At 63.3% G+C, this 23,877-nt stretch carries 17 protein-coding genes; 7 read left to right on the forward strand and 10 right to left on the reverse strand.

Features of this window, described 5'->3' with window-relative positions:
- Window positions 1-7: 7 nt before the first annotated feature.
- Window positions 8-1,507, reverse strand: a complete 1,500-nt coding sequence (gene lysS, locus J0W34_RS10600) for a lysine--tRNA ligase (protein ID WP_230971625.1) — start codon at window positions 1,505-1,507, stop codon at window positions 8-10.
- A gap of 150 nt (window positions 1,508-1,657) precedes the next feature.
- On the opposite strand from lysS, the gene J0W34_RS10605 reads away from it, so the two are divergent.
- Complete coding sequence (locus tag J0W34_RS10605; RefSeq protein ID WP_227814561.1) at window positions 1,658-2,713, forward strand: GGDEF domain-containing protein; 1,056 nt, start codon at window positions 1,658-1,660, stop codon at window positions 2,711-2,713.
- A gap of 17 nt (window positions 2,714-2,730) precedes the next feature.
- Here J0W34_RS10605 and J0W34_RS10610 read toward each other — a convergent pair whose 3' ends face one another.
- The 5 genes from J0W34_RS10610 to pstS form a co-directional block, all read right to left on the reverse strand.
- On the reverse strand, window positions 2,731-5,523 hold the full coding sequence (locus J0W34_RS10610) for an AAA family ATPase (protein ID WP_227814560.1): 2,793 nt from the start codon (window positions 5,521-5,523) through the stop codon (window positions 2,731-2,733).
- Between the two features lie 38 nt (window positions 5,524-5,561).
- The gene (locus J0W34_RS10615) at window positions 5,562-6,281 is read right to left on the reverse strand and encodes a hypothetical protein (protein ID WP_227814559.1); all 720 of its coding nucleotides are present in this window, start codon (window positions 6,279-6,281) and stop codon (window positions 5,562-5,564) included.
- Window positions 6,282-6,301: 20 nt separating this feature from the next.
- Entirely contained in the window at window positions 6,302-7,573 is a 1,272-nt protein-coding gene (locus J0W34_RS10620) for a hypothetical protein (protein ID WP_227814558.1), read from the reverse strand.
- A gap of 14 nt (window positions 7,574-7,587) precedes the next feature.
- A protein-coding gene (gene prfB / locus J0W34_RS10625) for a peptide chain release factor 2 (protein ID WP_227814557.1) occupies window positions 7,588-8,692 on the reverse strand; the annotation gives its coding sequence in 2 pieces (ribosomal slippage) (window positions 7,588-8,610 and window positions 8,612-8,692; 1,104 coding nt in all).
- Between the two features lie 84 nt (window positions 8,693-8,776).
- Window positions 8,777-9,838 carry a phosphate ABC transporter substrate-binding protein PstS gene (gene pstS, locus J0W34_RS10630; protein ID WP_230971626.1) on the reverse strand — a complete coding sequence of 354 codons (1,062 nt, stop codon included), beginning with the start codon at window positions 9,836-9,838 and terminating at the stop codon, window positions 8,777-8,779.
- Between the two features lie 157 nt (window positions 9,839-9,995).
- Between pstS and J0W34_RS10635 the strand changes: the two genes are divergently transcribed.
- Entirely contained in the window at window positions 9,996-12,434 is a 2,439-nt protein-coding gene (locus J0W34_RS10635; protein WP_230971627.1) for a Lon protease family protein, read from the forward strand.
- A 167-nt stretch (window positions 12,435-12,601) separates the two neighbouring features.
- On the opposite strand, the gene J0W34_RS10640 is transcribed toward J0W34_RS10635, so the two are convergent.
- The 3 genes from J0W34_RS10640 to J0W34_RS10650 are packed head-to-tail and all read right to left on the reverse strand — an operon-like array spanning window position 12,602 to window position 15,668.
- On the reverse strand, window positions 12,602-12,961 hold the full coding sequence (locus J0W34_RS10640) for a winged helix-turn-helix domain-containing protein (protein ID WP_230971628.1): 360 nt from the start codon (window positions 12,959-12,961) through the stop codon (window positions 12,602-12,604).
- Window positions 12,958-14,649, reverse strand: a complete 1,692-nt coding sequence (gene recJ, locus J0W34_RS10645; RefSeq protein ID WP_230971629.1) for a single-stranded-DNA-specific exonuclease RecJ — start codon at window positions 14,647-14,649, stop codon at window positions 12,958-12,960. The genes J0W34_RS10640 and recJ overlap by 4 nt, the downstream gene beginning before the upstream one ends.
- Complete coding sequence (locus J0W34_RS10650; RefSeq protein WP_230971630.1) at window positions 14,646-15,668, reverse strand: hypothetical protein; 1,023 nt, start codon at window positions 15,666-15,668, stop codon at window positions 14,646-14,648. Before J0W34_RS10650 ends, recJ begins: the two co-directional genes overlap by 4 nt.
- A 177-nt stretch (window positions 15,669-15,845) precedes the next feature.
- Between J0W34_RS10650 and J0W34_RS10655 the strand changes: the two genes are divergently transcribed.
- The 3 genes from J0W34_RS10655 (at window position 15,846) to J0W34_RS10665 (ending at window position 19,956) form a co-directional block, all read left to right on the forward strand.
- Complete coding sequence (locus J0W34_RS10655) at window positions 15,846-17,099, forward strand: lipoprotein-releasing ABC transporter permease subunit (protein ID WP_230971631.1); 1,254 nt, start codon at window positions 15,846-15,848, stop codon at window positions 17,097-17,099.
- Window positions 17,092-17,784: a lipoprotein-releasing ABC transporter ATP-binding protein LolD gene (gene lolD / locus J0W34_RS10660; RefSeq protein WP_227814550.1), complete on the forward strand. Its 693-nt coding sequence runs from the start codon at window positions 17,092-17,094 to the stop codon at window positions 17,782-17,784. Before J0W34_RS10655 ends, lolD begins: the two co-directional genes overlap by 8 nt.
- Before the next feature lie 150 nt (window positions 17,785-17,934).
- Window positions 17,935-19,956, forward strand: a complete 2,022-nt coding sequence (locus J0W34_RS10665; RefSeq protein ID WP_230971632.1) for a methyl-accepting chemotaxis protein — start codon at window positions 17,935-17,937, stop codon at window positions 19,954-19,956.
- 42 nt (window positions 19,957-19,998) lie between these two features.
- Here the strand turns inward: J0W34_RS10665 and J0W34_RS10670 are convergent, their stop codons facing one another.
- Window positions 19,999-20,550: a DUF2062 domain-containing protein gene (locus tag J0W34_RS10670; protein WP_227814548.1), complete on the reverse strand. Its 552-nt coding sequence runs from the start codon at window positions 20,548-20,550 to the stop codon at window positions 19,999-20,001.
- 136 nt (window positions 20,551-20,686) lie between these two features.
- On the opposite strand from J0W34_RS10670, the gene J0W34_RS10675 reads away from it, so the two are divergent.
- Window positions 20,687-22,918 (forward strand): DNA internalization-related competence protein ComEC/Rec2, encoded by a 2,232-nt coding sequence (locus tag J0W34_RS10675; RefSeq protein ID WP_230971633.1) that lies wholly within the window; start codon window positions 20,687-20,689, stop codon window positions 22,916-22,918.
- A 50-nt stretch (window positions 22,919-22,968) separates the two neighbouring features.
- Complete coding sequence (locus tag J0W34_RS10680; RefSeq protein ID WP_407941164.1) at window positions 22,969-23,871, forward strand: alpha/beta fold hydrolase; 903 nt, start codon at window positions 22,969-22,971, stop codon at window positions 23,869-23,871.
- The last annotated feature ends 6 nt before the right edge of the window (window positions 23,872-23,877 follow it).

The following is a 23,877-nucleotide window of genomic DNA, read 5'->3' on the forward strand; positions in this document are numbered from 1 at the left end:
TTGCGGCTTACTCCGGACGCATCTGCGGGAACAGGATCACGTCCCGAATGGCAGGGCTGTCGGTCAACAACATGACCAGACGGTCGATACCGATGCCGCAACCGCCGGTCGGGGGCATACCGTACTCCAGCGCGCGGATATAGTCGGCGTCGTAGAACATGGCTTCTTCGTCGCCCGCATCCTTGGCTTCGACCTGGGCACGGAAACGTGCGGCCTGATCTTCCGGGTCGTTCAGCTCCGAGAAACCGTTGGCGATTTCGCGCCCGACGATGAACAGCTCGAAGCGCTCGGTGATTTCCGGGTTGGTGTCCGAGGCACGTGCCAAGGGGCTGACTTCAACCGGATAGTCGATGATGAAGGTCGGCTCCCAGGTCTCAGCCTCTGCGCATGCTTCGAACAGTTGCAGTTGCAGGCTGCCCAGGCCACCCGGCTTGATGCTCTCGCCGAAGTCCTTGATCTTCTGCTTGAGGAAGTCGGTGTCCTTGAGCTGCTCTTCGGTAAAGCCGGGGTGATGCTTGCGGATGGCCTCGACGATCGTCAGACGATGGAAGGGCTTCGACAGGTCGAGCACGCGTCCCTGGTATTCGAACACTTCGGTGCCGAGGGCCTCGCGGGCAGAGTGACGGATCAGGCCTTCGGTGAAGTCCATGAGGGTGTGGTAGTTCGCATACGCCTCGTAGAACTCCATCATGGTGAATTCGGGATTGTGGCGCGGCGAGAGGCCTTCGTTGCGGAAGTTGCGGTTGACCTCGAAGACCTTCTCGAAACCGCCCACCACCAGACGCTTGAGATAGAGCTCCGGCGCAATGCGCAGGAACAGTTCCATGTCGAGTGCGTTGTGGTGGGTTGTGAACGGCTTGGCTGCCGCACCGCCGGGAATCGGGTGCATCATCGGTGTTTCGACTTCCAGGAAGCCGGCGTGCACCATGTAGTTGCGGATCGATTGCACCATGCGCGAACGGGCCACGAAGGTGAAGCGTGACTCCTCGTTCATGATCAGATCGAGGTAGCGTTGGCGGTACTTGGTTTCCTGATCGGTCAGGCCGTGGAACTTCTCCGGCAGCGGGCGCAGGTTCTTCGAGAGCAGACGGATTTCCGAACAGTTGATGGTCAGCTCGCCGGTCTTGGTCTTGAAGAGCGTACCGACGGCGCCGACGATGTCACCGATGTCCCAATGCTTGAAGTCGCCATGCACGTCTTCACCGACGCCCTGGTTGCTCACATAGAGCTGGATGCGGCCGGACAGATCCTGGATGGTGGCAAAGCTGGCCTTGCCCATGACGCGCTTGAGCATGATGCGACCGGCCACGCGGACTTCCACCGGCGTGCCTTCGAGCTCCTCACGGCTCTTGTCAGCGTAGAGTTCATCGAGCTTGCGTGCGATGTTTTCGCGGGAGAAATCGTTGGGATAGGCCTTGCCGCTCTCACGCCAGGCGCGCAGCTTTTCGCGGCGTTCGGCGATCAGGTGGTTTTCATTCTGGGCGGGGGTTGAATTGGTCTCGGACATGAAGTGCTCTTGTACGTCGAAAATTGATACGCAGCCCGTTGGCCGCGAGAAACGCGTAATTTTCGCATATCGTGGCGCCAAGGGTGAAAAAGCCTCTATTTATTGGCACAAACGCCGATAACTCAGAAGTCATACTCAGTATACGAGCCCATGAATCTCAACCAGACGCGTGTCATTCTTGATTTGCTCAGCGCCGCCGAACAGATGTCGGCCCGCCGGGACCGGAGTGATCTTTTTCGCGAACTCTGTATCTGGGTGAGGGCGGCGCTGGGTGCCAGCGCCACGCTGCTGTATTCGGTTCGGCCATCGGTCGACGCGCACAGTCTGGTGCCGGTGGGTTGGTCGATCCACGAGGATCAGGGCGGAATGTGGCGCGACAATGTGGCTGAAGGCGCATTGCCTGCCGATCCGTTTCTGGCCTGTGCCATCGATTCGAAAGCCCCCTGGTATCGCGGTACGGGCGTCCATGCGGACCGGGTCGTGCTGCCCGTGTCCAACGGTGAGCGGGTCAGCTGGCTGCTCGAAATCCGCACACTGGTCTCCCCCAGCACCCGCGTTCTGCAAGCCCTGGTGACGCTGGTCAGAACCTTCGAACATCTGATCGCCCTGTGGGAATACGCGAACCTCGACACGCTCACCGGGCTGCTCAATCGCAAGACCTTCGATGACCAGTTCGAGCGCCTGCTGATGCTGGCCGAAAGTCAGCGGAACACCAATCAGGACCGTCGGCGCCGGGAAACCAAGAATCCATGCTGGCTTGCCATTGTCGACATCGACCATTTCAAGCAGATCAACGACAACTTCGGTCACCTGTTCGGCGATGAGGTGCTCATTCGCCTCGCCGATTGCATGCGCAAGGCCTTTCGCACCGAAGACACGCTGTTCCGCTTCGGTGGGGAGGAGTTCGTGGTGATGCTCCGGCATGCGCCCGAGGACGCGGCCGAGTCGATCTTCGAGCGTTTCCGCGCTTCAGTCGAGAATTACGAGTTTCCGCAGGTCGGTCGCGTGACCTGTTCGATCGGCTTGGCCTTCGTGGACGACCGTCTCACGCCCGCTGAACTGCTCGGGCGCGCAGACGAAGCGCTCTATTACGCCAAAGACCACGGCCGCAATCAGGTGTGCAGCTTTGACCAGCTGGTGATGGAAGGCGCACTGAAAATACTGCCCAAGACCACTGCGCAGCAGGACGCCGACATTTTCTTCTGAGCCCGGCGCTCAATCAATCAATCGATCTGACGCTGCAAGACCCCGATGGGCGGTGCCCAGTCGGTGGCTGGCGGCTTCTTGCGCGTCACCAGCGTGAGCTGCGCCGGTGCGAACACGTTGGCGTTGTGCGTCACCGGGGTGGTGATCAGGTACTGGGCACGCGTGGCGCGCAGGAAGGTGCCGACCCGGTCGATGTTGGCCACATCCAGATGGGCGAACGGTTCGTCGATGAAGACGAAGCCCCCCGGACGGGCTTCGTCCATGAGCAGGGCAATGAGCAGGATGAGCGATTTCATCACCTGCTGCCCGCCCGAGGCTTCTCCATCGTTCAGGCCGACGGCCCCCTTGCGGTCGAAATCGAAGCGCACCTCAAGACCGGCGCGTGATAGCGAGGCGTCGTCGTTGTCCAGAATGGGGGCCGGACAATCGACACCGACATGGGCCAGCTCGCCGAGGGCCTTGAGGTTCTTGCCGTACTGACGGACGGTGGCGCGCAGCTTGGCGATGTAGGCAGCGCGGGCTTCGTCAGAATGGCGGCGCGCGGTGGCGCAGTAGCCCTGACGCGTCAGGTAGTCGCGTTCGCGCTGATCGAGATCGTCGAGCAGGCGGTCGCGCAGGGTCAGCACCGTCGCATCGACGACCCATTCTCCGTGCTCCAGCCGCTGGCGCAGTCGCTCGGCCTCGGCACGAGCGCCACGGGCGTCACCGTACCGTTCGCTGAGCGCTTCGATGCCTTCACCTCGCTTCCAGGCCAGCGGCATGCCACGTCGCAGACGACGGTAACGGACGATGCGATTGGCCTGGGCCTGACGGCGGGGTGCGTGGTCGGCGGACAACTCGTTGATGCGCTGTTCATGGGTGGTCAGTTCGCGCTGACGGCGCTCCAGTTCGATCTGGATGCCGCTCAGGCGCTCGCCGACGGCATCGAGTTCGCCCTGAAGATTCGTGCGCGCCTCGATGGCCTCGGTCAACGCGCGTTTGGCGCCGGGCAGGGCATTCTCGGCATCGGCGAAAGCTTCAGCCCGCGCCGCGAGCTGTGGTGCGGCACTCAGGCCGAGCAACTGACTGCGCAAGCCGTTGAGCTGTTCGCGCAGGGCATCCATCTGCGGGCGGATGGGCGAGAGCGCCTTGTCCAGTTCGGCCACTTCGGCTTCGAGTTGCTCGATGCGCACCTGTCGGGCCAGCTCGCCGAAATGGAATTCGCGCGGTCGGCCCAGGTGACGGGCACCGCGACGCTCCCGATGATAGCCGTCGCGGGTGATCCATTCGGCGTCACGAGAGAGGGCGCTGCCTTCGGCGGCGTCTTCGACCCGCTGGATGCGGTTGAGGACATCGGGCAACCAGCGTGGTGCATCATCGGCAAAGCGCACCACTTCAGCCAGCGAGCCACGCTCTGCCGGCGGTGGCGGTTCGCAGTCGGCCACAACGAAGTGGCGGAAGCGCTCGCGCTCGCCCAGGGCCCAGGCCTGATGCCGGTCGCCCGGGTTTTCGAGCAGGATCACGAAACGATAGGGGCGCAGGACCGCCTCGATGGCGGCCTGCCATTTCACGTCGGTCACTTCGATGATTTCCGACAGGGCGCGGTGGGCAATGCCCTCACGCGTCAGCAGCTCGCGAAACGCGCGCACTTCCGGGTCCGTGGGTGCGCCGCGACGCTCGCGCGCGGTGACCAGGGCATCCTTGGCCGTTTCGAACCGGGCGATCAGCTCGCGTTCCTGAGCGCGCAGGGCGGACAGTGCCGCTTCGGCCTGCTCGTGCTCGGCCTCGAGCTTGACAGCGTCGGCGCCGTCTTCACGGGCCAGCAACTCGCGCAGGCGATCGCGCTCGGCAAGCACGCGCTCGATGTCGCGGACCCGGTCGTGGGCTTCCAGATGCGCCTTTTCGACATCGAGAAACCGACTCCGGGCGCGGTTGCGCGCGGATTCTTCATGGGCGCGTTCCGCTTCGACCTGGGTGATCCGGCTTCTGGCCTCGGCCAAACCGCGCTGGCGGTCGCGGCGTTCGCCGTCCATGCTGCGAAGTTGTGTGCGCTCGGCGCTGATGTCGCGACGTAGCTCGTGCGCTTCAAGGCGCGGAATGATCTCGCTATCGAGTGCAGAGACTTCGTCGTTGAGCTGTTTCCACTCCAGAAAACGATCGGCCTCAAGCCGTTTGGCCTCGGCCTGGGCGCGCAGGCGGTCGAGATCGACCCCGAGGCTTTCGAGTTCGCGCTCGGCGTTCTGCTGCTCTTCGCGGGCGATGTCGTAGTTGTCCAGCACTTCCTTGTCGCCGAACACATCGAAGACCAGTTCGAGCAGCGCCTTTGGGGAGTACTCGCACAGCTTGTCGGTGTCGCCTTGCTCCAGCGCCAGCACTTTGGAGATCGCGGGCGTGAGTCCGCCAGCGGCCAGCCGGCTCTGATAGTCGCGCAGGCCGATCCAGTCATTGTCCTGCTCAAGCGCTTCGATGGGCATGTCGCCATCGACGATGGTGTAGTCACGGGTCCATTCCCCGCTGCCCTTGCGAATGCGGCAGGCGAGGGTGACCACGTCGTCCATGCACGGAAAGAACGGTCGTCGGCCGGTGGCGCCGGGCTGGTTGTCGACAGTGGCACGAATCCAGGCAAAGCTGCGGTCGGCGCGGCGCACATAGCGGCGGAAATCGCGCTTGCCGGAACAGCGCAGGGCAAAGAGCGTTCGCAGCGCATCGAGCAGGGTGGTCTTGCCCGAACCGTTGGGGCCCACGATCGTGATGATCTGGGCGTCCAGCGGCAGGGTGAAACGGCGCCAGTAGTCCCAGTGGACCAGTTCAATCTGTTTGATGTGAAACATCGTGTCTCTGTCTCAGCTCGGATGCCAATGAGGGGCGTTCAGTACGCGCCCTCGTCGTCGGCCAGTTCTTCGTCTTCGAGTTCTTCTGCCTGCACCTTGCTGAAGGCGTCATCTTCGGGCACCGGATGGCCGGCATCGGCCAGCACTTCGGCCAGGGTGCCGTGAATGATGCGGTCCGCCATGAGGCGATAGTCCAGCGCCACATCGAGCAAGGGGCCTTCAAGAATCATGTTGTTGCGCCGCTCGATGAAGCCCAGGCGCGCGAGCTTGCCGAGCATGAAGTTGCGCACCTTGGTCTTGCCGCCCAGGCGTGGGCCGAAATCAGCAATGATCGACGCCTCCGACACTGCGGCAGAGACTTCCGCGCCATGTGCAACCGGTTGCTCGGTGGCGAACAGTTCCTCCTGACCTTCGTTGGCCAGGTTCTGCCGGGTGACCTGACGCTCCCGCTTGGGCAGGATGATCAGCGCCCACAGCACCACGAGCAGGGCCACTTCGTCTCGTGTCAGCCCCATGTTGCTGGCCTGGTACTCGCGGCCGGCGCCGAAGGTGGGTTCGAGCGCTTCCGGTGTCAGGCCGACGGCCACATGCGCGGCATACGGGTTGTCGAGCAGATGCAGGCCGACGCTCGCCAGGCGGCTTTCGAGCTCGGCACGGAAGGTTTCGTCCACCAGTGCGCGGCGCACCATCGGGTCTTTGCGCGGCAACCAGCGCTGGGCGATGAGGCGGGCGGTGAGGGCGCGGATTTCGTGTTCCATGGATCGGACTCGACTCGCAGTCAATCGTTAATGTTGGAGGTGCGTGGGCGCACGATGCCACGGGTCATGCGGGCAATCTCGTCGGCGCCCACATCGACCAGCGTGTCCTCGAAGATCACGTCCATCGGGATCTTGAGGAACTCGCCCACCGGGCCTTCTTCGGACGTGCCCGAGGCATCGGCCAGCATGGCCAGCAGCGACATGCGATAGGCCGCATGGTGAAAACCGCCGCCGCCGATCAGGTCGTGCAGCGGGGCGTCTTCCCGCAAGGTGTTCAGACGGCCGGTGAAGTGGGTGAGCAGTCGCAGGTCTTCCTCCTCGGGGCGATCAGCCGCGGGCGCGGCATCGGGCGGCGGCATTTCGACGGACTGCGCCTGGCTGCGTTCGATATCGCACAGGGCGACCTCGGCGCGGTCGAGCAATTCGTGACCACCGGCCAGCAGACGAAGATCGGCCGTGTCGGTGATGGCGTCCTGCGCCATGGCGAGCAGCGTGTCGGCATTCTGCCGGCGCAGCCACAGGCCGACGTCACTGGACGAAATGCCCGAACTTCCGAGCGTGACCCGCTGGGTTTCGATCTTGTTGAGGGCGCGTTGAAACGCAGCATCAACCCGGGCCAGCCGCGATTGCGCCAGACCAATGCGCTGGGCGATACGGGCCACATCGAACGGGGCCTCCGGATCGGCCAGCAACTGGCGCAGGATCTCGGTACCGCGATCGAGCCACTTGCCGTTGGCCGACAGGCGCTGGCGCGATTCGACAATGCGAAACTCCGAGCCGGAGGCGATGGCGTCTTCGAAATGCAGGGTCAGGTCATTGAGCTTGGAGAGCAGGTGTCCGAGCGCTTCGGCATTGACCGAGCCGGTGGCCTGCAGGCCCGCGAGCTGTGCGGTGAGGAAGCCCAGCTCGGCGTCTTCGGTATCGTCGAAGCGCAGCAGCATGCCCAGCGCCGCCACCGCATTCCGGCCCGGGTCGGAGAGGTGGTAGTGACCGTCGTCGCCGAAGCTCAGCAGGTTGTGCTCGCGCAGTCGCTTGAGCACGGTCTCGAGCTTGACCGCATCCAGGTAGGCGAAGCGCCGGCGCAGGGCGTCGGGCGACCAGCGCGGGCTGTCGGTGTCATGGCCGATTTCCCGCAACACCAGCAGGCGCAACAGCACCTCCGCCTCGGTGCCGCGGAAGAGGGAAATGAAGGTGCCGACCACCGGGCGCGCGGCGGCGAGTGCCGACAGTTCCGGCACGTCGTCAGCCACATAACCCGGGGCCAGATAGTCGGCGAAATCCTGATCGGTCATTGCCGAGCGGACGATCAGACGCCTTGCTTCAGGCTGGCTTCGATGAAGCCGTCCAGATCGCCGTCGAGCACGCTCTGGGTGTTGCCGACCTCATGACTGGTGCGCAGATCCTTGATGCGGGATTGGTCCAGCACATAGGAGCGGATCTGGTGACCCCAGCCGATGTCACTCTTGGCGTCTTCCACTGCCTGCTGCTCGGTCTGGCGCTTGCGCAGTTCGAGTTCATACAGGCGTGCCTTGAGCATCTTCCAGGCTTCGTCGCGGTTGCGGTGCTGGGAGCGGTCGTTCTGACACTGCACGACAATGCCGGTCGGCTCGTGCGTCAGACGCACGGCGGAGTCGGTCTTGTTGATGTGCTGACCACCCGCACCGGAGGCACGGTAGGTGTCGGTGCGCACGTCGGACGGGTTGATGTCGATCTCGATCGAGTCATCCACTTCCGGATAGATCACCACAGAGCAGAAGCTGGTGTGACGACGGGCGTTTGAGTCGAACGGCGATTTGCGCACGAGGCGGTGAATGCCCGTCTCCGTGCGCAGGAAGCCGTAGGCGTACTCGCCCGTCACCTTGATGGTCGCGCCCTTGATGCCGGCCACTTCGCCCTCGGATTCTTCGAGCAGTTCGGTCGTGAAGCCCTTGCGCTCGCAGTAGCGCAGGTACATGCGCTCGAGCATGCCGGCCCAGTCCTGCGCCTCGGTACCACCGGCGCCCGCCTGGATCTCGATGAAGCAGGCGTTTTCGTCCATGGGGTTGGAGAACATGCGGCGGAATTCGAGTTCGCCGACCAGTTCCTGCAACTTGGCCATGTCGCCCTCGATCGACTCGAGGGTGTCGTCGTCGTCTTCGGCCTCGGCCATCTCGAACAGTTCGAGCAGATCGTTCGACTGTTGCTCGACTTCATCCAGCGTCAGCACGACGCCTTCGAGCATTTTCTTTTCCTTGCCCAGATCCTGGGCGCGTTGGGCGTCGTTCCAGACCTCAGGGTCTTCTAGCGCGACGTTGACTTCTTCGAGCTTCGATGACTTTTCATCGTAGTCAAAGATACCTCCGTAGTTCCTGCCCGCGACGCTTGAGGTCGCGCAGCGTGTCGGCGATATCGTTGATGCGTTCTGCGTCCATGATTTGGGCTCCGTGAAATCGGCAAAAGCCTTGGATTGTACCCGAAGCAATGCCCCGGCAGGCGCCTCGTCGACGCCGCGGTCCCTATTTGGCGAGGGCGTCGTAGGCGAGCACGTTACCTGCCCCGTCACGGATCGAAGCCAAGGCCTTGTACGCCTTGGCCTGTACTGGATCGGGCAGACGCACAAAGTCGGCTTCGGCTGCCAGCGCATCCCCGTTCATGAACGCCCACAGGAAGAAACGCACGATGTCGCGCCCGGCTTCATGCTCGCCGATCGTGCGCGGCAACAGCACAAAGGTACCCATGGTGATCGGCCAGCTCTCGGCGCCCGGCATGTCGGTGAGGGTCTGGCTGAAATCGCCGGCGGTCTGCCAGGGGCTGTTCATCAGCGCACTGCGAAACGTCTCGGTTGCCGGGGCGACGAAACGACCGTCCTTGTTGCGCATGGTGACGGGCGTCAGATCATGCTTGAGCACGTAACTGTGGTCCACGTAGGTGATGCCACCCGGTGTGCGCTGGAGCGCAGACACCACGCCACCGCTCCCCTTGGCAGTGGCGACGCCCTCGGCCCAGAGGATCTGTTTCCCCGTGCCGAAAGCGTCGCGCCACTGAGGACTGACCTTGGACAGGTAGTCGGTGAAGTTATGTGTTGTGCCGGAGCCATCGGCGCGTGCGACGGGGTGAATCGGCAAGGCTGGCAGCTGGATGTCCGTATTCAGGGCTGCGATGCCCGGCGCATCCCAACGAACGATGTCCCCACTGAAGATGGCGGCGAGCGTCGGGCCATCGAGCTTCAGGCGCACGCCGGTCAGATCGGGAAGATTCACCACCGGCACTGCGCCGGTCACCACAGTGGGCACGAGCACGAGCGACTGTTGATCGAGGACGGTCTGATCCGGCGCGACATCGCTGGCACCGAATTGCACCTTGCGGTCGATGATCCGACGGATGCCTTCCGAGGAGCCCACGGCCTCGTATTCAAGGGCGATGCCGGTCTGCGCCAGAAAGCGCTGGCCCCAGGCCTGATAAACGTATTTCGCTGCAGAAGATCCGGCGCCCCGGATCGGCGCGTCCGAGGCGAACACGATCGCAGGGACTGAAATCAGACAGGTCAGACAAAGCAGGAAACGGAGAGATCTGGGCATACGCGCTGTTTGAGTCACATGAATCGGGGCGCGAAGCTTACATATCATTTATTACAACGAAAGTCTTACAAGCCCGAAGTGCTGACATGGGCGCGACTTGTGCTGCACGGGCCGGCAAGCGATGATCGCGGCAACAATGACTTTACAAGTGCATCAAGTGACTGAACCTGCAGCCCAGACGGTAACCGCTGTCGACCCCGATAACCTGCGCCTGCGTTGCGATCCGGCAGCGCTCGGGGTGACGTCTTCCGGCGCGCTGACGCCCGTCCATCTGGTCCCGGGGCAGGGGCGCGCGACAGAAGCGCTGGATTTCGGTCTTTCTATGCGCCAGCCCGGCTACAACGTGTTCGTGATGGGAGAGCCGGGCACCGGGCGTCATGTGACCGTCTCCCAGATGCTGAACCGGGTCGCTGCGACCCAGCCGGTACCCCCCGATCTGTGCTACGTGCACAACTTTGATGATGTGTTCTCGCCCAGGTTGCTGAGCGTGCCGGCGGGTGTGGCGTCCCGCTTGCGTAGTGATATGGCCGCCTTGCTGCGGGCCATCGGCCCGGCCGTGGATGCCGCGCTGGGCGCGGAGAACTACACGGGCCGTGTCGAGGCCCTGGAGGCGGCGAACAAAACGCGCGAAGACGCTGCCTTGCGCGACCTGGGCCACGCCAGCGAGAGCGAGGGGCTGTCGCTGCTGCGCACCGCGGAGGGGTTCGTTTTTGCGCCGGTTCAGCAGGGGCGTCCGCTGGAGCCGGAAGCCTATGACGCACTGGATGACGCTGAAAAAGCGCAGATCGAACGCAAGGTGGCCGAATTCACCGCCCAGTTGCAGACCTTGCTCGAGACATTTCCGCAATGGCGCGCCGAGTTGCAGGCCGGGATCGACCGATCCACGCGCGACGCCCTGAGTCCGGCGGTGGATAACCTTCTCAAGCCCCTGATGGCGGCCTACGCCGGCTTGGAGAACGTCCTCGCTTTCCTGCGCGCCGTGCGCGATGACCTGGTCGTGCGTGGTGACGAATGGGTCGACGGCGTGCCGGGTGCCGACGATGGCGAAGAGGATGAGGTGGCACTGCGCTATCACCGCTATCAGGTGAACGTGCTGGTCGATCACTCGGGCCAAACCGGGGCACCCGTGGTCTTCGAGGACAATCCGGGATTTGGCCATCTGATCGGTCGTATCGAGCACGTTTCACGCCTCGGCGGGTCGGTCAGCAATTTCAACCTGATCCGAGCCGGGGCACTGCATCAGGCCAATGGGGGATATCTGGTGCTCGATGCCAACCGCCTGTTTGCCCAGCCCTACGCATGGGAAGGGCTCAAGCGCGCCTTGCGCAGTCGCGAAATCCGGATCGAGCCACCGGCCGAATCGCAAAGCTGGAGCGGCGCGGTCACGCTCAGCCCGGAACCGATTCCCTGCGAGCTCAAGGTGGTGCTGGTGGGCGATCGGGACAGCTTTCACATGCTCCATGAGTTCGATGGGGACTTCCCGGATCTGTTCAAGGTCGTCGCCGACTTCGATGACGACATGCCGCGCAGCCCCGAGAACGAGCACCACTACGTCCGCCTGCTCACGGCCCTGGCGCAGGCTGCCGTTCTGATGCCGCTGACGGCCGATGCACTGGCCCGGATGGTGGAAGAGGGCGCACGGCTGGCGGAAGATGCGCACAGGCTGTCGCTTCAGACCCGTGTGCTGGCCGATCTGCTGCGCGAGGCTGACTACCACGCGCGTCGCGCCGGTGCCGACATGATCGATGCTGAGCATGTGACCGCGGCACTGGCGGCACGCCGCCGACGTTTCGACCGCTATCCGGGGAACGTGCTCGAGTCCATGCTGGATGGCACGGTGCTCATTGCCACCGAGGGGCGGCGCGTGGGGCAGATCAATGCCCTGGTCGTCATCGAGCTGGCCGGCGAGCGCTTCGGGCAGCCTGCCCGCATCACCGCAACGGCCCGGGTCGGCGAGGGTGATGTGGTCGATATCGAGCGCGAAACCGAACTGGGCGGGGCAATCCACTCGAAAGGCGTGTTCATTCTGTCGGCGTTTCTGGCCTCCCGGTTCTCACGCCACCAGCCCCTGTCACTGAACGCCAGCCTTGTTTTCGAGCAGTCCTACGCACCGGTCGAGGGCGACTCCGCTTCGCTGGCCGAGCTGTGCGCGCTCATGTCAGCCCTGGCCGATGTGCCCATTTCCCAGGCCTTGGGGGTGACCGGTTCGGTCAATCAGTTCGGCACGGTGCAGGCCATTGGCGGCGTCAATGAAAAGATCGAGGGCTTCTTCGATCTTTGCGTTGCCCGCGGCCTGACTGGCGAGCAAGGCGTGGTGATCCCGAAGGCGAACATGCGCCATCTGATGTTACGCCCCGATGTGGTCGAGGCCGCGCGCGAAGGTCGGTTCTCGGTGTATGCGGCCGAGACGGCTGACGAAGCCCTGAGCATTCTGACCGGCATGCCGGCCGGGGTGCCCGACATCAAGGGGGTCATCCCGGTACAGACGATCAATCACCGTGTGGCGACCGCATTGGCACGCATGTCGGCAACCCGCCATGGGGAAGGCAGCGAACGTAGCCGCCGGCATCACCACCTGGCGCGCATTCGCTCGTGAGTGACGCGAGCGGCCGGGCGCGCCTGGCTGTTTTTTAAGGATATGGCGCATCACCCGGCCAGGCATCGCATCGCGTCCGATGACGGTCAGGTTCTGACTTGCAGGGCATGGCGGAACACCGAATGGGCCGGTCGATCTCATTGACCGCATGCAGATGCATGCCCGGGTCAGTCTTCGGTGTGTTCGCGCAACAGGGGTTGAATCCGGGCGTAACCGTCCGCAGCAGCTTCCCTGACCCGGGCCTGCATCTCCCGATACACCGAGAGCATCTGCCGGCCCTCGTCGGTGACCCGTGCACCGCCCCCGTGCTTGCCACCGCTGGCGGTGATCACCAACGGGGTCTTGAAGCAGCGGTTCATGTCGTCGACCAGACGCCAGGCGCGTGCATAGGACATGCCCATGGCACGGGCGGCAGCGGAAATGGAACCGTTGTCTGCAATGGATTCGAGCAGCGAGAGCTTGCCCGGCCCCAGGGCGATCGTGTCGTCGACGAATACGCGGACCGAGAGTTTGAGCGTCTGGGTCATGCAGGCTCCAGATGTTCGAGCATCAGCTGGACGGACGACACGCCGTTGTATTCGTTGATCGACAGGCGATACGCAGCGCGTACGGTCGCGGGCGCGGGCTCGGCATGGTTGAAGAAGATGGCATCGAAGCGGGCGTTGCCTTTGCGCAGTGCCAGCTTGAGGTGCTTGTCCTTGAGCAGACGCTGGTTTTCAACGGTGAAGACATCGTCAAAGACGGGCGCCGGGAAACCCTGTCCCCAGATGGACTGCTCCAGCTGGCGGGCCATCTCGAGCGTCATGTAGCCGGACTCAAGCGCGCCGTCGGTTTCGATCCGGCGCGTCAGATCTGCCGGATCGATCAGCGCGGTGACCACCGCGTCGAAGGTCGCCTTGAAACGCTCGAAGTCTTCTTCGCGAATGGTCAGGCCGGCGGCCATGGCATGGCCACCGAACTTGAGAATCAGATCGGGCATCTGCTTGCTGACCAGATCGAGTGCGTCGCGCAGATGCAGGCCGGGGATCGACCGTCCCGAACCCTTGATCTGGCCATCGTCACCGGGCGCGAATGCGATGGTGGGGCGGTGGAAGCGCTCCTTGATGCGACCGGCGACGATACCGATCACCCCCTGGTGCCAGTCGCTTTCGAACAGGCAGATGCTGGCGTGTTCGCCGGGGGTGAACGACTCGAGGCTGAGCAGGGCATCTTCCTGCATCTCGCCTTCGATCGAGCGCCGTTCCCGGTTGAGGCGATCGAGCTCCTGGGCAATATTGAGCGCATGGGCCATGTCGTCCGACACCAGGCATTCGATGCCCAGATGCATGTCGGCCAGTCGGCCGGCGGCATTGAGACGTGGCCCCAACCCGAAACCCATATCGAAGGTGCTGGCACGCGACGGCTCGCGACCGGCAGCGGCGAACAGCGCCTTGACGCCGGCACACATGCGTCCGGCCCGCATGCGCGCAAGCCCCTGGGAGACGAGGATGCGGTTGTTGCGATCGAGGGGCACCACGTCGGCGACCGTGCCCAGTGCGACCAGATCCAGCAGATCCGCCAGATTCGGGCCCTTGCCATCGGCGAAGGCGCCACGTTCGCGCAGTTCGGCGCGCAGGGCGAGCAGCGTGTAGAACATGACGCCGACGCCCGCGAGTGCCTTGCTCGGGAAGGTGCAGCCTGGCTGGTTGGGATTGACGATCACGTCTGCTTCGGGCAACTCGTCACCGGGCAGGTGGTGGTCGGTGACCAGCACACCGATGCCGAGCATCTGCGCTGCGGCAACACCGTCGACGCTGGCGATCCCGTTGTCGACGGTGATGATGAGCTCCGGCTGGCGGGCGGCCGCCAGTTCGACGATAGCCGGGGTCAGGCCATAGCCGTATTCGAAACGATTCGGCACGAGGTAATCGACGGTGGCGCCCATGGCGCGCAGGCCCCGCACACCGACAGCGCACGCGGTGGCGCCATCGCAATCGTAGTCGGCCACGATCAGCATGCGCGAACCGGCCTCGATGGCATCGGCCAGCATGATGGCAGCCTCGTCGGTGCCGAGCAGTCGGTCGGGCGGGATCAGGCCGGTGACCGCGTCATCAAGTTCTTGTGACTGGCGGATGCCCCGGGCGGCATAGATGCGGGCAAGCGCTGGGTGGATGCCCTCGTTGGCGAGACGGCGCGCACATTGGGCGTCGACCGCACGTGGCTCGATACGGATCATAGGTACTGCAGGATGGTGAAAGCTTCGAGGGACTCGACTTTACGCCAGAACTGGAGCAAACGGGTGGGTGTGAGGTTCAGTTCCCGGCTGCCGCGCTCATCGGGCAAGGTGATGACCAGGCGACTGATCCGGCGTGACCTCAGTGCGTCGAGCACGGGGGCGCACCAGTCGGTCTCCAGTCGGTGCAGCGCATCGTGCCAGCGGCTGATATCCATATAGCGGCTGGGTCCCAGCAGCATGTCGAGTTCGAGCAATACACTGTCGGCGGGGGGCAGGTCGGACCAGCGGGCCGCTTCGACGGGCTCGAGGCCGGCGGCACGGGCCAGACCTCGGCCATGAGTGGAACTCATGACCAGCAGCTGAGCCGGCGCCTCGAGCATGCCGGGCAAACAGCCAAGCCCCCAGAACCACACACTGTTGATGGCACGCAGCCCCCGGCGCTCGCGCTCGGCATTGATGGCGTGATTGTGCAGGAACACCTGAATTTCGTTGGCGGTGCGCTCCCAGAGCCTGGCGTCATCGCCTTCGGGCATGAAAAAGGCCACCGGACGGCTGGTGGCATCGCCAAGGCTGGCAAAGCGGACCTGAGGGTTGCCTTTTGGGGCCAGGTACCAATGAGTTGGCGTGACGCCCTCGAAGTGGCCGACGTCGGCAAAGGTGTCGTTCAGCGCAGCGACCAGTGCCGCGGCCTCGTCCGGGTGGATCTCCAGTTCGCTGGCGTCGGCAAGCAGGAGGTGATCACGTGAAAAGTGCAGGTGGGTGGGGTCGGCACACAGCAGGGGCTCGGTGGTGCGTAAGCCGTCTTCTTCGCCAAGCCGTCGCAGGGGGGCGTCTGCGAAGGTGCTGCTGTCCAGTCCGAACACACTCGAAAGACACCGCTCGGGACTTGCCGGCGCGTTTCGCGTGACGCTGGCGCGGCCAAGAAGCGTCGTGAGTGCCGGCAGATGCAGGGCATCGGCGTAGCCACGTGCTTGCTCGCTGGGCCACATCAAACCGGGAATGACAAGCTGAACTTGCATGATGTTCGGGTATCTGGTGGATCGCCGAGTTTAGCACGGGCCTGTTTCGCCGAACGTAAGCGTCCGTGTCGTGAAACTCGGTCGTGGGTTGGCCGGTGGGGCGTTCTTCCATGCATCGCGTCGCGTGCACAGCCGACTTTGGGCACAATGGCGCTTTTGCTCTTCGGGCAAGGCTCAATGCCATACGAAACACTCATCGGATTGCGATACACGCGGTCCAGAAAACGGGCGCAGGGGCGCAACCGTTTCATTTCCTTCATCTCGCTGGTCTCCATGCTGGGCATCGCACTCGGTGTGGCTGCACTCATTACCGTCTTGTCGGTCATGAACGGCTTTCAGGAGGAGTTGCGCACACGCATTCTAGGTGTGGCCTCGCACGCCCAGATTACCGGCGTCAGCGGTCAGCTTCCCAACTGGCAGCAGGCGGCCGAAGTGGCGCAGCGCAACGAGCACGTGATCGCCACTGCGCCTTTTGTTCAGGCGCAGAGCATGCTCAGTTTCGACCAGAATGTGCGAGGTGCGCTGATTCGCGGCATTCTGCCCACCGAAGAAGAGAAGGTGGCCGATTTTGCGCGGAACATGAAGTACGGTTCGCTCGACGACCTGGTGCCGGGCAGTTTCAACATCATTCTCGGTCAGGAGCTTGCACAGGCACTGAGGGTCGGCGTGGGCGACAAGGTGACCCTGATTGCGCCTCAGGGGCTGGTGACGCCGGCGGCGGTCTTGCCGCGGGTTAAGCAGTTCACCGTCAGCGGTATCTTTGAAGCTGGCATGTTCGAGTTCGACTCGGGCCTGGCGCTCATTCACATGCGCGATGCCCAGGTAATGTTCCGTACTGGAGACGATGTCACCGGCGTGCGTCTCAAGCTCGACGATCTGTTCAACGCACCGCGGGTGATCCGTCAGTTGGCCGTCGATTACGGTCCCGATACGCTGCTCAACGACTGGACTCGAACGCACGCCAACTTCTTCCGTGCCGTGGCGCTGGAAAAGAAGATGATGGCGATCATCCTGTTCCTGATCGTGGCGGTGGCGGCTTTCAACATCGTGTCGACCCTGGTGATGGCGGTGCAGGAAAAGTATGCCGATATCGCCATTCTCCGGACGCTGGGCGCCAGCCCGGGCTCGATCATGTCGATCTTCATCCTTCAGGGCGCCATCATCGGACTCGTGGGCTTGCTTGCCGGCGTGATCGGCGGGATTGCACTGGCATCCAATCTGGACGTGGTCATTCCCGCGCTCGAATCCGTGCTCGGCACCACCTTGTGGAACAAAGAGATCTACTACATCAACGAGATGCCCTCCAAAGTGCTTTCTTCCGATGTCATCACCATCACCACGGTGTCCTTCGTGCTGACGCTTGTGGCCACCCTGTATCCGAGCTGGCGCGCGTCGCGCGTCAATCCGGCGGAGGCACTGCGTTATGAGTGACAGGAATTCGGTCGTACTTGCCTGCAAGGGCCTGAGCAAACGTTTTCGTGAAGGCGAGGACGCCGTACCCGTGCTGCAGGACATCACGCTGGAGGTCAAACACGGTGAGCGGCTGGCCATCGTGGGCGCCTCGGGTTCGGGCAAAAGCACCTTGCTGCATTTGCTCGGCGGGCTCGACGTGCCGTCATCCGGCACGGTGTCCCTGGCCGGGCGGGACTTTTCGAGTCTGTCCGAGGCGGCGCGCGGACGATTGCGCAACGAGCACCTGGGTTTCGTCTACCAGTTCCACCACCTGCTTCCCGAATTCACCGCGCTCGAGAACGTCGCCATGCCCTTGATGATCCGGCGGCAGAGCCGGGCCGAAGCCGAAACGAGTGCGCAGGCGATGCTCGAACGGGTCGGGCTGGGGCACCGGCTCGATCACACGCCCGGCGAGCTGTCCGGGGGGGAGCGCCAACGCGCAGCAATTGCCCGGGCGCTGGTGACTTCACCTGCCTGCGTGCTGGCGGACGAACCGACCGGCAATCTCGACAGCAAGACGGCGGCGGCCATTTTCGACCTCATGCTCGAACTCAATGCATCGCAATCGACCAGTTTCGTCATCGTCACCCATGACGCAGAACTGGCGGGTAGAACTGGGCGCACCCTCAGCCTGGACGATGGTCGTCTGTCGCTCCGGGAATAATTCAAACGTTATACGCCGAACGTCTATGACAACCAGATCTGATGAAGGATGCAGCGTAAAACGCGCTCAAGTCCTAGCCGGATCGGGTCGTTGATTCTCCCGAATCAGGGGCACCGCAACGGGCGCCCGGCGGTTTTCGGGAGAAAATTGATGAAAATGCTGTTCATGCCTGCAGTCGCGATGCTCAATCGCCTCAGGTACACCACCAAGTTCATGCTTATCTGCGTCATCACCACGCTGGTGTGTTCGGTCTTGCTGGCTCAGATCTATATCCAGGGTAGTGCCGAGATCTCGCGCGGCAAGAATGAAATCGTCGGCGTCGCCGCTTTGAAGGACGTCATGGGCGTGCTGGGCCTGATGCAGCAACACCGGGGCATGACCTCCGGCATGAAAGGTGGTGATGCGGCGCTTGCACCCAAGGTGGCCGCCAAGGCTGAAGCGGTCGATGCTGCGATTGCGAAGATCGACGCAACGCTTGCCGGCGATGCGGCTCAATTTGGCCTGGATGAAAGCTGGGCACAGATCAAGCGGGAATGGACGCCGTTGAAGGCCGGCCAGCCCGACGCGCTCAAGGCAAACTTCGACGCGCACAGCAGCATGATCACCAAGGTCATCAAGCTGATGGTCGATATCAGCGACGCGTCCTATCTATCGGCGGACAGCAACGTGAGTTCGTCCAACATGATCGACGTACTTGCCGTTCAGGCCCCGCAGATGACCGAACGACTTGGCCGCTTGCGGGGCTATGGCACCGGGCTGGTTGCAAAGGGCGTGCTCGACGATGGCGATTACGACCGACTTCACGACCAGCTGTCAAAGCTTGAACTGACCAAAGACACGCTGCTGGCCCGTCTGAAGCACGCCGCCAATGCCGCGCCCGGGCTCTCGGTGTCCTTGACGAAGGCCGTCGAAGATGTGGAAGACGGCTACGTGAAGCTGCGCACGATGGCAGACGAACAGATTCTCCAGCGTCGGTTCTCGGTCGAGCCGTCAGCTTTCTTTGCGGTCGGGACAGAGGCCATCTCGGGTCTTGTCAAACATCTGGACGATACGGTTCGGCCCGGGCTGGTCGACCTGATCAGTGAGCGTCAGCGTGCCGAGCAGATCAACCTCATGATCCTGATGACCGTCTCCGCGATTTCCGCGATGGCTGTGATTTATCTGATGGTGGGTATGTACTATTCGATCGTCGGTTCGGTGCAGGAACTGTCTGCGGGGGCTCAGCGCCTGGCCAGTGGCGACTACACCAGCCGAGTCGAGTTTTCCGCGCAGGATGAGCTGGCCGAAGTGGCCAATCAATTCAACGACATGGCCGGGAGCCTTCGCAACATCATTGCGCAGGTCAAGCACACCTCGACCGATCTGAGCAAAGCCGCGGCCCAGATGTCCAAATCGGCAGACGAGGTGGCAACGGCATCGGAGCGGCAAAGTGATTCCGCCTCGGGTATGGCAGCAGCTGTTGAAGAGATGACGGTGGGCATCGATGAGATTTCCCGTAACGCCAGTGCCGCGGCCGAGCACAGCGAGCGATCCGGCACGCTGGCCTCCGAGGGCGGCAACGTGGTGCGTCAATCGGTCCAGGAGATGGAGCGGATCGCCGATTCGGTCAATCAGACGGCGAGCGTGATTCGTGCCCTGGGCGAACAGTCGGGCAGGATTTCGACCATCGTTAACGCCATCAGCGAGATTGCCGAGCAGACCAATCTGCTCGCCCTCAATGCCGCTATCGAGGCAGCCAGGGCGGGCGAGAGCGGCCGCGGCTTCGCCGTGGTGGCGGACGAAGTGCGCAAACTGGCCGAGCGCACGGCCACGGCAACCCATGAAATCACCGACATGGTCGAAGCCATCCAGACCGGCACCGAAAAGGCCGTGGTCACGATGGAGAGCGGGGTCGAGCAGGTGCGTGAAGGGGTGGATCTGACCAAGCGTGCCGGACAGTCCATGGACGAAATCAACAACGGTGCCCGCAGCGTGGTGGATTTCGTGTCAGATATCTCCCATGCTTTGCGTGAGCAAAGCTCAGCGAGTACGGACATTGCCCGGAACGTGGAAGCCATTGCCCAGATGGCCGAGAGCAACAGCCATGCGGTGCGCGGCGCGGCACGAACGGCAGCCGAACTCGAACGCATGTCGGCAACCCTGCGAGACGAGGTCTCCCGCTTCAGGGTGTAAGCCGGATCACATCCGGTGTTTGCACGGTCGGCGTGGCTCAGGCTACGCCGATTTGTTTTGGGCGCGCGCTTCGGATCGGGCTCGCCACGAGCGAACGAGATGCCAGCGCCACACGGCGCGCACCAGAAAGTAGCCGGTGATGGCCAAGGCGGTGGCCAGAAGCAGCAGGCCGAGGGCCAGGGGCGCACCGAGCCCGATCATCCATTGGGTGATGGCGTCGAGCCACGCCATGAATCCGGCGTCCCCCAGCGCGGGTGGCGGTGTGAACACTTCGCCGTTACCCACAAACACATGCCCGATGGAAAACGCCAGCAGATACAGCGGGACGATGGTCAGTGGATTGGTGTAGAGCGTGGCAACCAGCGCCAACGGGAGATTGACCCGGAAAAGCACACACGCCAGTGCTGCGCCGATCATCTGGAAGGGGCCGGGAATCAGGCCGCAGAAAAGCCCCACGGCGATCGCCCCGGCCGCGGAGTGGCGGTTGAGGTGCCAAAGGCGGGGGTGGAGCAGGGTACGCGACAAGGGGCGTAGCCATCGATTGTTCTGGATGGATTCGGGGTTGGGCAGGCGATGTTTGAGTAACTTGCGCATGGTTCTGGCGATTCTATCCAAAGGCGCAGAAACAGCGTGCGCGAGTGAAATATGACGAATACGTTTATCGGGGCAATGGATATGATGGCTCGCGATGGTAAGCGTCGGCCTGGGATTCGTGTTGGGCGTCTTGTGCGTGCAGCAGTCGACCTCGCTGCTGCCGCTGCCGATGTACGCCGGGGCCCTGTTGCTTGTCGGCCTCATCATGATGCGGGTATCGCGATGGCACGTTGGCCTCTGTCTGCTGGCAGGGCTCTTGATTGGCGCAGGCTACGCTACCGGTCGCGCGCACATCCGGCTCGAGGCACGCGTGCTCGATGCGCTGGACCGGACAACGGTCACCTGGCAAGGCACCGTCACAGGCTTGCCGGAACGCGCCGACGGCGGGGTGCGCTTCGTCTTCAAACCCGATGCGACAACTGACGGCGCAGGATCAATCGGCCCACTCGCACTGAGCTGGTATTCGGACGACGGTTTCGACGAATCGATGACACGCGTTCGCCCCGGCGCCCGATTCAGTCTCACGATCCGCTTGCGCCAGGCCAGCAGCCTGTTCAACCCGGGGGGTTTCGATCACGCCGGCTGGTACCTCGCAAAAGGGATTGGGGGCCTCGGATACGTCAAGAATGGCGTGCTTATTGCGACCTCAGGCCCTTCGGTTGACGCCACGCGAGATCGCCTGAGAACCTGGATCGAAGGCGAAATATCCCCGCCCGTGGCGGGTCCCTTGCTGGCGATGGCGCTTGGCGACCAGAGCCGCATCAGTGACACCCAGTGGGACACCTTCCGGGTGACCGGCACCGCACATCTGGTCGCGATATCCGGCTTGCACGTGGGCATCGTGGCGGGCCTCGTTGCGGCGTGCGTGGGCGCCATCTGGCGGCGCGTACCATGGTTGGTCTGTCGCATCCCGGCACGGCACACGGCCTTGTGTTGTGCCGTTGTTGCCGCACTGGCCTACGCCGCGCTGGCAGGGTTCGGCATTCCGGTCGTTCGGGCGGTGATCATGCTGAGTGTGGCGGCAATCGCCCTGATCGGTGGTCGTCAGTCGGCGCCATTCAGGGTCTTGCTGCTTGCCATGGTGGCGGTGCTCGTGTTCGATCCGTGGGCGGTTCTTTCCGCGGGCTTCTGGCTCTCGTTTTCGGCCGTCGCGGCCCTGATGCTGGTGCTGTCGGGGCGCCTGGCCCGGCAGCCTCGATGGCGTCAGTTCCTGCTCGCTCAAGCGGCCATATCATGGATGAGCCTGCCGATTGTGCTGGGCGTGTTCGGCGCCCCGTCGCTGATCTCGCCCCTTGCCAATGCGTTGGCCATCCCGGTGGTGAGTATTGTCCTCGTACCCGTACTGCTGCTGGCCGTGGTCAGCGGCTCGTCCTCACTGCTCAGCCTGGCGGCCTGGGTGCTCGAGCATCTGATGACTGCGCTCAGTGCGATGGCCGGGTGGTCGATCGAATTGAGCTGGACAAGTCCGCCGCCATGGCTGGTCATGATCACGTGTGCCGCGCTTGTGGTTTCACTCCTGCCTCGTGGCACGCCGACGCGTCGCGTGGCGGCCCTGTGTGTGTTGCCCCTCATGCTCTGGCGGCCTGAGGGGCCGTCGACTGGTGCGGTGTGGGCCACGGTCATCGATGTCGGGCAAGGCCTGTCGGTGCTGGTCAGGACTGCGAGCCACAGCCTGCTCTATGACACCGGTCGCGCCTACTATCGCGGGGGCGACGCCGGCCGGTCCGTGGTGCTGCCTGCTCTGTCGAAAGCGGGCGTCCACCAGCTCGACATGCTGGTGCTCTCGCACGACGATAACGACCATGTCGGTGGTGCCGAAAGTGTCATGAGCGGTGTTCGTGTCCAGCAGGTTGTTGGCGGTGTCGGCGTTGAACTGAAGGACAGAACGGTCGATCCCTGTGTGGCCGGGGTGTCATGGCGCTGGGATGGGGTGGCGTTTGACTGGCTCTATCCAGACCACGGGCCTGCCGCAGCAGCGGACAACGACCGCTCATGCGTACTTCGCATTCGTGCGTCGGGACATGCCTTGCTGCTCACTGGTGACATTACGCGGGATGGGGAAGCCCGATTGATCAGTGGCACCGATCTGTCGGACGTCTGGGCGGTGGTGGCGCCTCATCATGGCAGCAAGTCGTCATCCAGCCCTGCATTCGTCAACGCGGTCAACGCCGAGCATGTGATCTTCTCGGCCGGGTACAAGAACCCGTATCACCATCCTGCCCGTGTTGTTGTCGAGCGCTGGGAAGCGCACGGCACCCGGTCTTGGAATACCGCGACAGTCGGCGCGGTGACCGCAGCGCTGGGTCAAGGCGGTCCGCATATCGAGGGGCGAGTCACAAACGGGCGACGCTACTGGCACCGGCATTGATGCACGGCAGTGTATGCTCTGTGCTGTCAGTGACTTCCGGATTTACGTTCATGTCATTTCTTGCCCGCCTCGGGAGTTGGCTCACCGAAAAGCCGTCTTATGAAATGCGCCAGCGTCGTGTGCAATGCGTGAGTGCGCACGGCTTGCACCATATGGCGTACACCGAGTGGGGCGACCCGCGCAATTCAAAGGTGCTGGTGTGCGTCCACGGGCTGACGCGCAATGGACGTGACTTCGATTTTCTGGCGCGTGCGCTCGCGGACGAGTATCGGGTGGTGTGTCCGGATATCGTGGGCCGCGGCAAGAGCGACTGGCTGGCCAACAAGGCTGACTACGGCTTTCCGCTCTATGTGGCCGACATGGTGACCTTGCTTGCACGGCTCGACGTCGAAGAGGTGCATTGGGTGGGCACCTCCATGGGCGGTCTGATCGGTATGCTGGTCGCTTCCATGCCCGGCAACCCGATCAAGCGTCTGGTGCTCAATGACGTGGGGCCGATGATCACGGTCGAGTCGATTCGACGCATCGCCGAATACGTGGGCAATGCCCCTGTCTTCGTCGACAAGGCGGCCGCCATTGCCTACATCCGCGAGGTAAGCGCACCGTTTGGACCGCTGACCGATGCCCAGTGGGGGCACTTGACCGAATACGCCATCAAGCCCACCGATGGGGGCTTTTCGATGATCTACGATCCGGACATTGCCGTGCCGTTCAGGACCACGCCATTGGTCGCGAACGTCGATCTATGGGCCACCTACGACGCGATCCAGTGCCCGACCATGGTCATTCGTGGGGCCGACTCCGATCTGTTGCTCCACGAGACGGCGCTCGAAATGGCGTCGCGAGGGCCGAAAGCCAAGCTGGCGGAGATTCCGGGCGTCGGGCACGCGCCCATGCTGCTCGATGACGCGCAGATCGGTATCGTGCGCCAGTTTCTTCTCGCCGATACCTGATCTGCG

Source organism: Nitrogeniibacter aestuarii, assembly GCF_017309585.1.
GTDB classification, from domain to species: domain Bacteria; phylum Pseudomonadota; class Gammaproteobacteria; order Burkholderiales; family Rhodocyclaceae; genus Nitrogeniibacter; species Nitrogeniibacter aestuarii.

Excerpts from the sequence above, each read along its gene's own strand:
- J0W34_RS10665 (WP_230971632.1), top strand. The coding sequence starts at position 17,935 with ATGAAAATGCTGTTCATGCCTGCAGTCGCGATGCTCAATCGCCTCAGG.
- J0W34_RS10620 (WP_227814558.1), bottom strand. The coding sequence starts at position 7,573 with ATGACCGATCAGGATTTCGCCGACTATCTGGCCCCGGGTTATGTGGCT.
- J0W34_RS10655 (WP_230971631.1), top strand. The coding sequence starts at position 15,846 with ATGCCATACGAAACACTCATCGGATTGCGATACACGCGGTCCAGAAAA.
- J0W34_RS10640 (WP_230971628.1), bottom strand. The coding sequence starts at position 12,961 with ATGACCCAGACGCTCAAACTCTCGGTCCGCGTATTCGTCGACGACACG.
- recJ (WP_230971629.1), bottom strand. The coding sequence starts at position 14,649 with ATGATCCGTATCGAGCCACGTGCGGTCGACGCCCAATGTGCGCGCCGT.
- J0W34_RS10605 (WP_227814561.1), top strand. The coding sequence starts at position 1,658 with ATGAATCTCAACCAGACGCGTGTCATTCTTGATTTGCTCAGCGCCGCC.
- J0W34_RS10680 (WP_407941164.1), top strand. The coding sequence starts at position 22,969 with ATGTCATTTCTTGCCCGCCTCGGGAGTTGGCTCACCGAAAAGCCGTCT.
- J0W34_RS10610 (WP_227814560.1), bottom strand. The coding sequence starts at position 5,523 with ATGTTTCACATCAAACAGATTGAACTGGTCCACTGGGACTACTGGCGC.
- lysS (WP_230971625.1), bottom strand. The coding sequence starts at position 1,507 with ATGTCCGAGACCAATTCAACCCCCGCCCAGAATGAAAACCACCTGATC.
- J0W34_RS10670 (WP_227814548.1), bottom strand. The coding sequence starts at position 20,550 with ATGCGCAAGTTACTCAAACATCGCCTGCCCAACCCCGAATCCATCCAG.
- J0W34_RS10615 (WP_227814559.1), bottom strand. The coding sequence starts at position 6,281 with ATGGAACACGAAATCCGCGCCCTCACCGCCCGCCTCATCGCCCAGCGC.
- lolD (WP_227814550.1), top strand. The coding sequence starts at position 17,092 with ATGAGTGACAGGAATTCGGTCGTACTTGCCTGCAAGGGCCTGAGCAAA.
- J0W34_RS10650 (WP_230971630.1), bottom strand. The coding sequence starts at position 15,668 with ATGCAAGTTCAGCTTGTCATTCCCGGTTTGATGTGGCCCAGCGAGCAA.
- pstS (WP_230971626.1), bottom strand. The coding sequence starts at position 9,838 with ATGCCCAGATCTCTCCGTTTCCTGCTTTGTCTGACCTGTCTGATTTCA.